This is a genomic window from Sinorhizobium sp. NG07B (assembly GCF_002532005.1).
Taxonomy (GTDB): Bacteria; Pseudomonadota; Alphaproteobacteria; order Rhizobiales; family Rhizobiaceae; genus Sinorhizobium; species Sinorhizobium fredii_C.
In genome coordinates, this window is the sequence record NZ_NWTD01000005.1 from 86035 (window position 1) to 99560 (window position 13526).

Sequence of the window (13526 nt, forward strand, 5' to 3'; positions counted from 1 at the left end):
CTGTGCACGTCTCAGCCGCGTCCATGCGGCCGGAATGAAAACCGCGGCGCGAGAGGCCCGCGCCACGGTTTACGATGCCTGTCAGGCGGCTTCGGCAGCCAGCTTCTTGGCCTTCTCGATGGCTTCCTCAATGGAGCCCACCATGTAGAAGGCGGCTTCCGGCAGGTGGTCGTACTCGCCGTTGACGAGACCCTTGAAGCCCTTGATCGTGTCTTCGAGAGCGACCAGCTTGCCCGGCGAACCGGTGAAGACTTCGGCGACGAAGAACGGCTGCGACAGGAAGCGCTCGATCTTGCGGGCGCGGGCAACGGCGAGCTTGTCCTCTTCGGAAAGCTCGTCCATGCCGAGGATGGCGATGATGTCCTGGAGCGCCTTGTAGCGCTGCAGGGTCGACTGGACCTTGCGCGACACTTCGTAGTGTTCTTCGCCGACGATCATCGGGTCGAGCATGCGCGACGTGGAGTCGAGCGGGTCCACGGCCGGGTAGATGCCCTTTTCGGCGATCGAGCGCGACAGAACGGTCGTCGCGTCGAGGTGGGCGAACGAGGTCGCCGGCGCCGGATCGGTCAAGTCGTCGGCCGGAACATAGATCGCCTGCACCGAGGTGATCGAGCCCTTGGTCGTCGTGGTGATGCGCTCCTGCATCGCGCCCATGTCGGTGGCGAGCGTCGGCTGATAGCCCACGGCCGACGGAATACGGCCGAGCAGAGCCGACACTTCCGAGCCTGCCTGGGTGAAGCGGAAGATGTTGTCGACGAAGAACAGAACGTCCTGGCCTTCGTCGCGGAAGTGCTCGGCGATCGTCAGACCGGTGAGCGCGACGCGGGCGCGGGCGCCCGGCGGCTCGTTCATCTGGCCGTAAACCAGCGCAGCCTTCGAGCCTTCGCCACCGCCGTGCTTGTTCACGCCGGATTCGATCATTTCGTGGTAGAGGTCGTTGCCTTCGCGGGTGCGTTCGCCGACGCCTGCAAACACCGAATAGCCGCCGTGTGCCTTGGCGACGTTGTTGATCAGTTCCATGATCAGAACGGTCTTGCCGACGCCTGCACCGCCGAAGAGGCCGATCTTGCCGCCCTTGGCGTAGGGTGCGAGCAGGTCGACGACCTTGATGCCGGTGACCAGGATCTGCGCTTCCGTAGACTGTTCGACATAGGCCGGCGCGTCCTGGTGGATGGCGCGGCGGGCCGAGGTCTCGACCGGGCCGGCTTCGTCGACCGGCTCGCCGATGACGTTCATGATGCGGCCGAGCGTTTCCTTGCCGACCGGAACCGAGATCGGGCCGCCGGTGTCGGTGACCGACTGGCCGCGAACCAGACCTTCGGTCGAGTCCATGGCGATCGTGCGGACGGAGTTTTCGCCGAGATGCTGGGCGACTTCGAGAACCAGGCGGTTGCCCTTGTTGTCGGTTTCCAGCGCGTTCAGGATCTGCGGGAGCTGGCCCTCTTCGAAGGCGACGTCGACGACGGCGCCGATGACCTGCGTCACGCGGCCGACAGCACCCGTAGCCACAACAGCGGCTGTCTTGGCGGTAGCTGCCTTCTTCGGAGCAGCGGGCTTCTTCGCCGCTGCGGTTTCTTTCGGGGTAGCTGCCTTAGCCATAATTCTTACCCTCTTCTCGTAACCTTAGAGCGCTTCCGCGCCCGAGATGATTTCAATGAGTTCCTTGGTGATCTGCGCCTGCCGCTGACGGTTGTAGTTGAGCGTCAGCTTGTTGATCATCTCACCGGCATTGCGCGTCGCATTGTCCATGGCACTCATCTTGGCGCCCATTTCGCCGGCGACGTTCTCGAGCAGGGCCCGGAAGATCTGGACGGAAATGTTGCGCGGAATGAGATCGGTGAGGATGGCGCCAGCGTCCGGTTCGTATTCGTAGATCGCCGATGCACTGTCTGCCTCGGCAGCAACCGGGCCGGCCGAGGCCGGAACGAGCTGCTGGGCGGTCGGAACCTGCGAAATGACGGACTTGAACTCGGAATAGAACAAGGTGCAGACGTCGAACTCGCCCTTTTCGAAGAGTTCGATGACCTTGTGGCCGATCCGGTCGGCATTCTCGAAACCGATCTTCTTGACCTCGCGCAAGTCGACGCGATCGATGATCAGCGACGCGAATTCGCGCCGCAGGATATCGAAACCCTTCTTGCCGACGCAGATGATCTTGACCGTCTTGCCCTGGGCGAGCAGCTTGCGCACGTGATCGCGGGCAAAGCGGGCGATCTGCGAGTTGAAGCCGCCGCAAAGGCCGCGCTCGGCCGTGCAGACGACCAAGAGGTGCGTGTCGTCGCGGCCGGTGCCCGTCATCAACGCCGGCGCGCTGTCGTCCCCGCCGACCGCCTGGGCGATGTTGGCGAGAACGGCAGCCATGCGCTGCGAATAGGGCCGAGCGGCCTCGGCCGCCTCCTGGGCACGCCGAAGCTTCGCCGCGGCGACCATCTTCATCGCCTTGGTGATCTTCTGCGTCGCCTTGACGGAGGCGATCCGGTTCTTCAGATCCTTAAGTGAAGGCATCCGTTGTCCGTCCTAGTTGAAGTCCGCTCAGGCGAAAGACTTGGAGAAGCTGTCGATGGCAGCCTTCAGCTTGGCCTTGGTGTCGTCCGAGATCGCCTTTTCCGTGCGGATGGTATCCAGAACGGCCTTGCCTTCCGAACGCAGGTAGGAAAGCAGCCCGTGCTCGAACTTGCCGACCTGGTTGACCGGCAGCTTGTCGAGGTAGCCGTTGACGCCGGCGAAGATCACCGCGACCTGCTCTTCCGTCTTCAGCGGCGAGAACTGCGGCTGCTTCAGGAGTTCGGTCAGGCGGGCGCCGCGGTTGAGCAGACGCTGCGTAGCGGCATCGAGGTCCGAGCCGAACTGCGCAAAGGCGGCCATTTCGCGGTACTGGGCGAGCTCGCCCTTGATCGAGCCTGCGACCTGCTTCATCGCCTTGATCTGGGCCGAGGAGCCGACGCGCGAAACCGACAGACCGACGTTTACGGCCGGACGGATGCCCTGGTAGAACAGGTCCGTTTCAAGGAAGATCTGGCCGTCGGTGATTGAGATCACGTTGGTCGGGATGAACGCGGACACGTCGTTGCCCTGCGTTTCGATGACCGGAAGAGCGGTCAGCGAGCCAGCGCCCTTTTCGTCGGAGAGCTTTGCGGCGCGCTCCAGCAGGCGGGAATGCAGGTAGAAGACGTCGCCCGGATAGGCTTCGCGGCCCGGCGGGCGGCGCAAGAGCAGCGACATCTGGCGGTAGGCGACGGCCTGCTTGGAAAGGTCGTCATAGCCGATCAGCGCATGCTTGCCGTTGTCGCGGAAGTATTCGCCCATTGCGCAGCCGGCGAACGGTGCGAGGTACTGCATCGGCGCCGGGTCGGAAGCCGTGGCGGCAACGATGATCGAGTACTGCAGGGCGCCGCGCTCTTCGAGCACCTTCACGAACTGCGCAACCGTCGAGCGCTTCTGGCCGATGGCGACGTAGACGCAATAGAGCTTGTCACCTTCAGGACCATTGTCGTGAATGGCCTTCTGGTTGAGGATCGTGTCGAGGATGATCGCGGTCTTGCCGGTCTGGCGGTCGCCGATAACCAGCTCGCGCTGGCCGCGGCCGACCGGGATGAGCGCGTCGATGGCCTTGAGGCCGGTCGACATCGGCTCGTGCACCGACTTGCGCGGAATGATGCCGGGCGCCTTGACGTCGACGCGGGCGCGCTGCTTGGCGTTGATCGGGCCCTTGCCGTCGATCGGGTTGCCGAGCGCGTCGACGACGCGGCCGAGCAGTTCCGGACCGACCGGAACGTCGACGATGGCGCCGGTCCGCTTGACGGTGTCGCCTTCCTTGATGTCACGGTCGGAGCCGAAGATAACCACACCGACATTGTCGGCTTCGAGGTTCAGCGCCATGCCACGAATTCCACCCGGGAATTCGACCATCTCGCCTGCCTGGACATTGTCGAGGCCGTAGACGCGGGCAATACCGTCACCGACGGAGAGCACCTGGCCGACTTCGGAGACTTCTGCTTCCTGGCCGAAATTTTTGATCTGATCTTTGAGAATTGCGGAAATTTCCGCGGCGCGGATATCCATCAGCCGACCTCTTTCAGTGCAAGCTTAAGGGTAGAGAGTTTGGTGCGAAGGGAGGTGTCAATCTGGCGGGAACCGACCTTGACGATCAGACCTCCAAGAATAGACGGGTCGACGGTGACGTTGACCGCCACGTCTTTGCCGGTGACGCCCTTGAGCGTCGCCTTCAATTCGTTTTGCTGCGCCTCGGTGAGCGCATGTGCCGACGTGACGTCGGCAGTGATTTCGCCGCGGTGGCGTGCGGCAATCAGGCGGAACGCCCTGATGCTGCCCGGCAGCGCGAACAGGCGGCGGTTGCGCGCCACGACCTTGAGGAAGTTGCCGACCAGACCGGAGAAGCCGAACTGTGCGACGAGCGCCGAAACGGCCTTGAACTGGTCCTCGGCGGAAAAGACCGGGCTTACGATCAGCCGCTTCAGATCGTCGCTGCCATCGATCAGCGCCTGGACGCGATCGAGTTCGGCACCGACCGCCTCGACGGAACCAGCCTCCAGGGCGAGCTCGAAAAGCGAGGACGCATATCTTTCTGCAACACCGGAAATAAGCTGGGATGTGTCGGCCACGGGCACAAGCTTCTCTCAAATTCATCCAAGAGCGTCAGCAGCGGCGAACCGCCGGCGTAACATCTTGAATTTGCTGCAATAATTCGCAGGATATCGAGGCCTTTTCGACCCACTTCCCCCGCAATTCGCGGTTCGTCTAGCATAGGACGTTTGGACTCGCAACACGCCAACGGCACGAATGCGGCATAACACCGCCCCCTTCGACGGAATTTTGCCGTAAATTGCTGGAGCCCGGATTTGCGCCTGTCCCGAGTTCGTCAGATGAACCCGAAAACATAGGCGAGCGGCAGGATGGCGAGCGCCGCCTGGACGACAAGTGCGGCCCAGTTGAAAAGCGTCGCGCCGTTGTCGCTCATCATCGACAATATGCGGCCGAACGCTGCGAGCGCAAAGGCCGAGCCAACGGCGAGATAGACCATCGGCTGGGCGAGCAGGATGGCGCCGAGGCCGAGACCGACATGCATGCCGCCCATGGTGGAGCGCACCTCCGCCAATCCGCCGCGCCGGCCCTCGGCGATGCCGATGCCGGCGGCACGAAAGGCGAGACGCGGAGCAAAGAGCATGACGAGGCCGATCAGCATCGCCGCCCCCGCCGCGCAAAAGGCCAGGAATTCCCCGGTTTCCGTCGGAATATAGAACTCCATCTCCATCCCCGCGGCAGATCATCACAGCCTCCGCCGAGAAGCGATTCTCGGCAGTGCCACTTTGGTCTAGCGCATGTTCGCGGCGATGGGAATCGGCTGCATGGCAGGTCTGGCTGCAATCACAGAAAACTCTGCGGATCGACGTCGAGCTGGACGCTGATCGAGCCGCGCTCCTTCGGTCCGCCGGCAATCATCGCCTTCAGGAAGGATTGCATGTCGCTGTTGCGCCTTCCGTGGACGAGCAGCCGGAACCGATGGCGGCCGCGGATGAGAGCGAGCGGCGCCTCCGCCGGCCCGAGGATGGAGATGCCATCGACGCGCGGCGCGGCGTTGCGCAGGCCCCGCGCATGCCCCTCGGCATCGCTGCGCGTTTCCGCCGAGACGATGATCGAGGCGAGCCGGCCGAAGGGCGGCAGCGCCGCGCGCTCGCGCTCATGGATCTCGCGGTCGTAGAAGGCGTCCGAATCGCCCGAGACGATCGCCTGCATCACCGGGTGCTGCGGCTGATAGGTCTGCAGGAGCCCGAGGCTCTTCAGGCCGGTACGCCCGGCGCGGCCCGTCACCTGCGACAGCAATTGAAAGGTCCGCTCGGCCGCGCGCGGATCGCCATTGGCAAGGCCGAGATCGGCATCGACGATGCCGACCAGCGTCATCATCGGGAAATTGTGCCCCTTCGCGACGAGCTGCGTGCCGATGACGATATCCGCCTCGCCGCGGGCAATCGCCTCGAGCTCCAGCCTCAGCCGCTTCACGCCCATCAGGTCGGAGGAGAGCACGATGGTGCGGGCATCGGGGAAATGCCGCTCGACCTCCTCGGCGATGCGCTCCACCCCCGGGCCGCAGGCGACCAGGTGGTCGAGCGTGCCGCATTCCGGGCAAGCCTCGGGCGTCCGCTCCGAATAGCCGCAATGGTGGCACTGGATCTGGCCGCGGAAGCGGTGCTCGACCAGCCAACTCGAGCAGTCCGGGCACTGGAAGCGGTGGCCGCAGACACGGCAGAGGGTCAGCGGCGCATAGCCGCGGCGGTTCAGGAACAGGAGCGCCTGCTCGCCGCGGCCGATCGCCTTGCCGATCTGGTTGACGAGTACAGGCGAGAGGAAGCCGCCGCGTTCGGGCGGATGACGACGCATGTCGACGACCCCAAGATGCGGCAGCGCCGCATCGCCGAAACGGGTCGGCAGGTGGATCGGCCGGTAGCGTCCGACCTCGCCATTGACCCGGCTCTCGACGGAGGGGGTCGCGGAAACCAGCACCACCGGAAAGCCGCTGATCCGCCCGCGCACCACCGCCATGTCGCGGGCATTGTAGAACACCCGGTCCTCCTGCTTGTAGGCCGGGTCGTGCTCCTCGTCGACGATGATCAGACCGAGATCCTCGAAGGGCAGGAACAGCGCCGAGCGGGCGCCTGCGACGACGCGCACCTGGCCGGTCGTGACCTGCCGCCACACCTTCTCCCGCATGCGGGGGGCGAGGTCGGAATGCCATTCCGCCGGCTTGGCGCCGAAACGCTCCTGGAAACGCTCCAGGAAGCTTGCGGTGAGCGCGATTTCCGGCAGCAGGATCAGCACCTGCTTGCCGGCCCTCAGCGTCGCGGCGACCGCCTCGAAATAGACCTCGGTCTTGCCGGAGCCGGTGACGCCGTCGATCAGCGACACCGAGAACTTTCTTTCCTCGACGGCCGTGAGCAGATCGGCAGCGGCTTGCCTCTGCGGTCCCTCGAGCCGCGGCGCGGCGAAATCCGGATCGGGCGCGGCGACCACCGGCGGCGGCGGCATGAACACCGTTTCGAAGACGCCCTGCGCAGCAAGACCGTCGATCACACCGGAAGAGACGCCGGCCGCGTGGGCAAGTCCCGAGCGGGTCCAGGAGAAGCCGTCGGTCGCCGTCGCAAGGACGCGCTCGCGAGCGGCGGTCATCCGTTCGGGCCGCCGCTCGGTCAGGCGCAAGGCCTCGACCATCGGCTCGGGATCGAAGGCGGTCGGCACCCGCAGCGCCATGCGGGCGACAAGCCCGGGAGGCGTGACCGTATAGGTCGCCACCCAGTCGAGAAAGCTGCGCATGTCGCGCGTCAGAGGCGGGCAGTCGAAGACCTTCTCGATCTCCTTGAGCTTCTTCGGATCGACCGAACCATCGTCCGTACCGTCCCAGACGACACCGACGACCAGCCGCGGTCCGAGCGGCACCTGCACGATCGAGCCCGGCTCGACCGCCATGCCCTCCGGCACCGCGTAGGAATAGGCCCTCGGCGCCGGCATCGGCACCAGGACGGGCACCACGCGGCGGTCGAAAAGAGCGCGGAATAAATCGGTTGAATCAAGCGTCATTTTGCCGTGACCTTGCCACCGCTTTCAGTTAAAGAAAACTGCACAGCGAACCGCCTCCCTGCAGGAGCAGGGTTTGTCACGGTTCCACCCGAGTTTCAACGCGCGCGATTTCCGCCGTGGTTTTCCCCGTAAGCGGAAAGGCGCCCGAACGGCTGAATGCCAAAGGAACGGTCCCATGAAATTTTTCGTTGATACCGCCGACGTAAAGGAAATCCGGGAACTGAACGATCTCGGCCTGCTGGACGGCGTGACCACCAACCCGTCGCTGATCCTGAAATCCGGGCGCGACATCGTCGAGGTCACCAAGGAAATCTGCTCGATCGTCGAGGGCCCGGTTTCGGCCGAAGTGACGGCCACCGAATATAGCGACATGATGAAGGAAGCGGGCGCTCTCGCGAAGATCGCCGACAATATCTGCATCAAGCTGCCGCTGACGCTCGACGGCCTGAAGGCCTGCAAGGCACTGACTTCGGACGGTCATCACACCAACGTCACCCTCTGCTTCTCGGCCAACCAGGCGCTGCTCGCCGCCAAGGCCGGCGCCACCTTCGTCTCGCCGTTCATCGGCCGCCTCGACGACATCGCGTTCGACGGCATGGACCTGATTCGCGAGATCCGCCACATCTTCGACAATTACGGCTACGAGACGGAAATCCTCGCCGCCTCGATCCGCACGGTCAACCACGTCAAGGAAGCCGCCCTGATCGGCGCCGACGTCGTCACCGCCCCGCCGGCGACGCTGAAGGCGCTGGTCAAGCATCCGCTGACAGACAAGGGCCTGGAAATGTTCCTCGCCGACTGGGCCAAGACCGGCCAGAGGATCGCCTGATCCTTCGATCCCGATAGGACGAATACGAGGCCTCGCAGCGATGCGGGGCCTCCGTGCTTTCGGCCTCCCAGGATTGCCCCTCATTCCTCTTCGTCATCATCCATCAGGCCGGTGAGCCGCATGCCGTCGATCCAGGTGGCGCTGTCCTTGCGGATCACGCGGCGCGGCCGAGCGCCACAGCGCTCCTGAACCGCCTCGGCCAGCCTTTCGGAATGGGTGACGATCCAGATCTGGCTGTCGCGCGCAGCGCTGGCGATCATCTCGGCGAGCGCCGGCAGCATGTCCGGATGGAGGCTCGTCTCCGGCTCGTTGAGCGCGATCAGCGGCGGCCGGCGATAGGATAACAGCGCCGCCGCCAGCGCCAGGAAGCGTATCTGCCCATCAGAGAGCTCGCGCGCCGAGAAGGGGCGATGCGGGAACTCCGGAAAGACAAGCGAGAACTCGGCGAACTGGCCCGGATCGGGGACGTCGAGGAAGGCTCCGCCGAACGCATCGGCGACGGCGCGGTCGAGGTCGACCGTCTCCTGTCGAATATGCCGGAGCGTGGCGAAAACGCCAGCCATGTTGGCACCGTCCTCGTCAAGCATCGGCGCGGTCACGGCCAGGCACGGCGATCGCAACGGCGAATCGCGATCGGTGCGAAAGCCGTGAAAGAAGCGCCATTGATCGACCGCCCGTCGGAACGTGCCGATCTCCGGGTAATGGCCGGCGTCGCCGAGAAGGGCGATCGCCGTCTCCGACTGCAACGCCTGTTCCGGATAGTCCTCCATCCGCCCGCGCTCGCCGCGCACGAAGATGCCGGGACCGGAGCGCTTCATCATCATCGCCGGGCGGCTGCCGGTCTCGACGCTGAGCTCTTCCTCCTTGACCTGCGGCTCGAAGGCAAAACCGGCCGCCGCGCTCGGCGGCCTCAGCCCTGCCTCGACCCTGTAGCGAAAGGTAATCGCCCGCTCCTCATCCAGAAGCTCCGTATCGAAGCGGATCCGCACCGGCCTGCCGGCCCGGCGCGGCCCGCTCCAGAGCGCCGAGGACATGCCGCCCTCCTTGGCGATCTCGTAGGCGAGCTTGCCGCGAACCGCCGATTGGACGAGCTGGAGTGCGCGGTAGAGATTGGACTTGCCGACGCCGTTCTCGCCGATGAACAGGTTGACACCGGTCAGATCCATGCGGATCGACCGAAGCGAGCGATAGTTCTCGGCAAACATCGAGCGCAGCAGCATGGGCGTTTATTTAACCCGCCTCGCGCCTCAGCAAAACCGCCAAACTTCGGCCCTATCGCCACGCGCTGCGGTTGAACATCGCGTCCCTGTCCCTGGCGAGGTCAAAAACCGTGTGGCGTTCGAGCGCGCGGGTGACCTCTGCCGGATCGCCGTCGAGCGCCTCCGGAGGGATAAGATTGCCGACACGAAAATCGAAAATGTCGCCCTTCTTGTTCAGGAGCTCATGGAAGACCGTCATGTCCCGCAGTTCCGTCGACCATTTGGCGAACCAGTAGAACAGGCCGGAATTGCGCGCGCTCATATGCACCGGCAGGATCGGCAGGTCGTATTTCCGGGCGAAGCCAACGGCGGAACTTTTCCAGGGGCGTTCGTTGAGGCGCCCCTCGGCCCAGTAAGCGATGCGGCCGGAGGGAAAGAGCACCGTCGCCTTCCCCTCTTCGATGGCCCGGTTGGTGACCTGCAGCGTCTCGCGCGCCTTGAGCTTGGACTTGTACTCTTCGCGCCACTCCACCGGAATGACCATCTCGACGAAACGCGGGTTGACGCGAATGGCGTCGCGATTGGCGAAGAACATCATGTCCGGGCGACGGCTCTTCAGGAGATCGAAAACGGCGATGCCGTCGGCGATGCCCGTCGGATGGTTGCTGACGAGGAGGAACCCGCCTTTTGCTGGAATCCGCTCGGCCTTGTCGACGCGGATGTCGAGCGCGAGCAAGGAACTGAGGTGCTCAAAAGCCTGAAAGCCCGGCATGTTGGCGACGGCATTGGCGAACTCGATCGCCTTGCGGTAGTTGAGCAATGTGTAGAGAAAGGGCCGCATCACTGGCCACAACGGATGGCGAACGATCTTCTGGCCGCGCTCGGCGATCAGCGTGTCGACGATGTGGCCGGGGCGCCCCTGCGAGACCAGCGCAACTGCCTCTGCAAAATGCGCCAGCGCGCTCGCCGAATCACGTCTCGCCATGGTCCCATCCGCTGTTGCTGCCCAAACATCGCAATTCAATATGATCCAAGAATGACAAATTCCAAGAGAACGTTAGCAAAAACATAAGGGCCCGGGGGCATGCTCTGCACCGGGAATTAGCAGAGTTTGATCGCAGGACCGAAATGAACGAACTTCTCGTGATCGGCCATCCGGAGGTGATGGCGGAGCGTCGGCGCTGGCTCGCAAGCCTTGCCGAAGAACGCCGCCTGTCCGACAAGACCATCGAAGCCTATGAGCGCGACACACGGCAGTTCCTGACCTTCCTGACCGGACATCTCGCCGGGCCGCCGCGGCTCGCAGACATCCGGACGCTCAGGCCGGCCGATCTGCGCGGCTTTCTCGCGCAGCGCCGCAAGGCCGGAGCCGGAGCGCGCACGCTGGGCCGCGGCCTCGCCGGGCTGCGGTCATTCCTGCGCTACCTCGAGAAAAACGGTCTTGCCAACGCCGCCGGCGCCGGCGCCGTGCGCTCGCCGAAACAGCCGAAGTCGCTGCCGAAGCCTTTGACCGATCGGGATGCCGTGAAAGTCGTGACGGCGGAGGCGCAGCTCGCCGAGGAACCGTGGATCGCCGCCCGCAACGCTGCGGTTCTGACGCTCCTCTACGGCTGCGGCCTGCGCATCTCGGAAGCGCTGGACCTGACGCCGGACGATTTTTCCGGCGCTCTATCGCTGCGCATCACCGGCAAGGGCGGCAAGACCCGGATCGTCCCACTGATCGACGCGGCGATGGAGGCGGTCGCGACCTATCGGAAACTCTGCCCCTATCACATCGGCCCCGAAGAGCCGCTCTTTCGCGGCGCCCGGGGGGCCAGGCTGCAGCCGGCGATCATCCAGCGCGAGATGCAGAAGCTGCGCTCGGCCCTCGGCCTGCCCGATTCGGCGACGCCGCATGCGCTGCGCCATTCCTTCGCGACTCATCTGCTCGCCGGCGGCGGCGACCTGCGCACCATCCAGGAACTGCTCGGCCATGCCAGCCTGTCGACCACGCAGGTCTATACCGGCGTCGATTCCGCACGGCTGCTGGAAATCTACGATCGCGCCCATCCGCGCGCCTAGCGCTTCGGCCCGAAAATCGGACCCGATTCTCGGAGAAGTACGATGCGCTCAAAGACTTACAGTGTCCTTTGTGCGTCCTGGAGGACGCACGGCACTATAGCCAAAAATTGCGATCGCTTTCTCCTCAGCCTAGGATTCGACGCGCTCGCCGATTAACCATGCGCGTTAAGGAACCCGTGACCGAGGCGGCGTAGGGTTTGAAGCACATCCCCGGGGGACCCGATACTCATGACGACGCTCACAGAACCGGTTCGCACTTTGGCCGCCAAGGCGAGCGATGCCCTGCTGTGGCTGATCGCGCTTCTGCATGTGCTGATGGCCGCAAGCCTCCTCGTCGCCCTGCTCTCCATCTCGGAAGCCGAAGCCGCGGAACATGCCGACTGCGGCGGCAGCAACATCCTTGCCGGTCTCGAACAATCCGATCCGGCCCGCCTCGCCGCGATACGCCGCGAGGCCGATGCGGTGCCGAACGGCAAGGGCCTGCTGTGGAAGATCGAAGGACAAGGACTGGCGCCGTCCTTCCTGCTCGGCACCATGCACGTCACCGATCCGCGTGTGCTCGCCATGCCCGCCGGCGGCGCCGAAGCCTATGCCGCGGCGCAAACCGTCGTCGTCGAATCCGACGAGATCATCGACGAGAAAAAGGCGAGCGCCGCCATCCTGATGCATCCCGACCTCACCATGTTTGCCGGCAACAGGACGATCAACGATTTCCTGGAGCCGAAGGACCGGGCACTTCTCGAAAACGGCCTCAAGGCGCGCGGCATTCCCCTGCCCCTCGTCGCCAAGATGAAGCCCTGGATGATCGCCAGCTTCGTCGCCCTGCCGGCCTGCGAATTCACCCGCAAGGCCGCCGGCGCGTCCTTCCTCGACAAGAAGCTCGCCGAGGATGCCGTGAGCCAGGGCAAGAGCCTGAAGGGACTGGAAAGCCTGGTTGAGCAGCTCGCCGCGATGGACTCGCTTCCCGTCGAGTGGCATCTGCGGGCGCTGATCGAAACGCTCGCGCTCGGCAAGACGATCGACGACGTATTGACGACGATGACCGACCTCTACCTTGCCGGCGACACCGGCATGATCCTGCCGATGATGCGCTCGGTGGCCGAAAAACTCTCGCCCGGCGATCTCGGCTATGCCGACTTCGAGCAGCGGATCATCATCGACCGCAACAGGGTCATGGCGGTGCGCGCCAAGCCTATCCTGAAAGGCGGCAACGTCTTCATGGCCGTCGGCGCGCTGCATCTGCCCGGCAAGGAAGGGCTGGTCGAGCTCCTGCGCCGGCAGGGCTTCACCGTCACGCCGGTCAATTGAGGATCGATTGCGCCGGTTCGTTCAGCTGCGCGAGCAATGCCGGAACGATCGCCTTGTGAAAGGGCGTGACGGCGGCGAGATAAAAGTAACCGAACAGGTTCTTGCGGCGCACCAGCGTCGTGATGCCGATCACTTGGCTGTCGGCCGGACCGTCGCGCACCTCCACGGCGATGCGGAAATCCAGATGCCGGTCATCGAGGCCGAGGACGATTTCGCGATCGCTGCCGGTGGGGATCGGGAAGGCGCCGATCAGGCTGGCATCTGCGAAAGGGGCGCCGGCCTTGAGACCAAGCGGCGCAACGATGCGGTTGCGCAGCGCCAGAAGTTTGCGAACCCAGCGCGGCGCACTGCCGAGCGCCCGCCTTGCCGCTTCGTGTGCGGTGATGCGTTCCCCGAGATGGAGAAGCTCATAGCAGTCCGCCCAGTCGGCGCCGGGCAGGCAGACATTGGGCAAGCGGGCGGCAACGCTGCGTGGTTTCATGAACACGTCCTTTCCGGCTAACCGGTGAGGGATTCATGATTGCTTCGGACGGCGTCCG

The 13526-nt window shown here is 64.5% G+C and carries 12 protein-coding genes; 3 read left to right on the top strand and 9 right to left on the bottom strand.

Annotated features, from left to right (window positions below; translation table 11 throughout):
* Positions 1 to 81: 81 nt before the first annotated feature.
* From atpD to CO664_RS18285, 6 genes are all read right to left on the bottom strand, one after another.
* Positions 82 to 1599 carry a F0F1 ATP synthase subunit beta gene (gene atpD / locus CO664_RS18260; RefSeq protein WP_037417729.1) on the bottom strand — a complete coding sequence of 506 codons (1518 nt, stop codon included), beginning with the start codon at positions 1597 to 1599 and terminating at the stop codon, positions 82 to 84.
* Positions 1600 to 1623: 24 nt separating this feature from the next.
* Entirely contained in the window at positions 1624 to 2505 is an 882-nt protein-coding gene (locus tag CO664_RS18265) for a F0F1 ATP synthase subunit gamma (RefSeq protein WP_097526167.1), read from the bottom strand.
* Positions 2506 to 2532: 27 nt separating this feature from the next.
* Positions 2533 to 4062 (bottom strand): F0F1 ATP synthase subunit alpha, encoded by a 1530-nt coding sequence (gene atpA / locus CO664_RS18270; RefSeq protein WP_037417733.1) that lies wholly within the window; start codon positions 4060 to 4062, stop codon positions 2533 to 2535.
* The gene (locus CO664_RS18275) at positions 4062 to 4628 is read right to left on the bottom strand and encodes a F0F1 ATP synthase subunit delta (RefSeq protein WP_097526166.1); all 567 of its coding nucleotides are present in this window, start codon (positions 4626 to 4628) and stop codon (positions 4062 to 4064) included. The genes atpA and CO664_RS18275 overlap by 1 nt, the downstream gene beginning before the upstream one ends.
* A 251-nt stretch (positions 4629 to 4879) precedes the next feature.
* On the bottom strand, positions 4880 to 5266 hold the full coding sequence (locus CO664_RS18280) for a hypothetical protein (protein ID WP_037418140.1): 387 nt from the start codon (positions 5264 to 5266) through the stop codon (positions 4880 to 4882).
* A 119-nt stretch (positions 5267 to 5385) separates the two neighbouring features.
* Entirely contained in the window at positions 5386 to 7590 is a 2205-nt protein-coding gene (locus CO664_RS18285) for a primosomal protein N' (RefSeq protein ID WP_037417738.1), read from the bottom strand.
* A 175-nt stretch (positions 7591 to 7765) separates the two neighbouring features.
* Here CO664_RS18285 and fsa point away from each other — a divergent pair, with 175 nt between their 5' ends.
* Positions 7766 to 8419 (top strand): fructose-6-phosphate aldolase, encoded by a 654-nt coding sequence (gene fsa, locus CO664_RS18290; RefSeq protein WP_037417741.1) that lies wholly within the window; start codon positions 7766 to 7768, stop codon positions 8417 to 8419.
* Positions 8420 to 8499: 80 nt separating this feature from the next.
* Here fsa and CO664_RS18295 read toward each other — a convergent pair whose 3' ends face one another.
* The gene (locus CO664_RS18295; RefSeq protein WP_037417744.1) at positions 8500 to 9639 is read right to left on the bottom strand and encodes an AAA family ATPase; all 1140 of its coding nucleotides are present in this window, start codon (positions 9637 to 9639) and stop codon (positions 8500 to 8502) included.
* 52 nt (positions 9640 to 9691) lie between these two features.
* Positions 9692 to 10603 (bottom strand): GNAT family N-acetyltransferase, encoded by a 912-nt coding sequence (locus CO664_RS18300; protein WP_097526165.1) that lies wholly within the window; start codon positions 10601 to 10603, stop codon positions 9692 to 9694.
* 143 nt (positions 10604 to 10746) lie between these two features.
* On the opposite strand from CO664_RS18300, the gene CO664_RS18305 reads away from it, so the two are divergent.
* Together CO664_RS18305 and CO664_RS18310 are read left to right on the top strand one after the other, a co-directional pair.
* Complete coding sequence (locus tag CO664_RS18305) at positions 10747 to 11679, top strand: tyrosine recombinase XerC (RefSeq protein WP_097539534.1); 933 nt, start codon at positions 10747 to 10749, stop codon at positions 11677 to 11679.
* Between the two features lie 228 nt (positions 11680 to 11907).
* Positions 11908 to 12987 carry a TraB/GumN family protein gene (locus tag CO664_RS18310; protein WP_037417753.1) on the top strand — a complete coding sequence of 360 codons (1080 nt, stop codon included), beginning with the start codon at positions 11908 to 11910 and terminating at the stop codon, positions 12985 to 12987.
* Here CO664_RS18310 and CO664_RS18315 read toward each other — a convergent pair.
* Positions 12980 to 13468, bottom strand: coding sequence for a DUF2867 domain-containing protein (locus tag CO664_RS18315; protein ID WP_097539535.1), 489 nt, complete (start codon positions 13466 to 13468; stop codon positions 12980 to 12982). The two genes, CO664_RS18310 and CO664_RS18315, sit on opposite strands and share 8 nt — an antisense overlap.
* Positions 13469 to 13526: the final 58 nt, after the last annotated feature.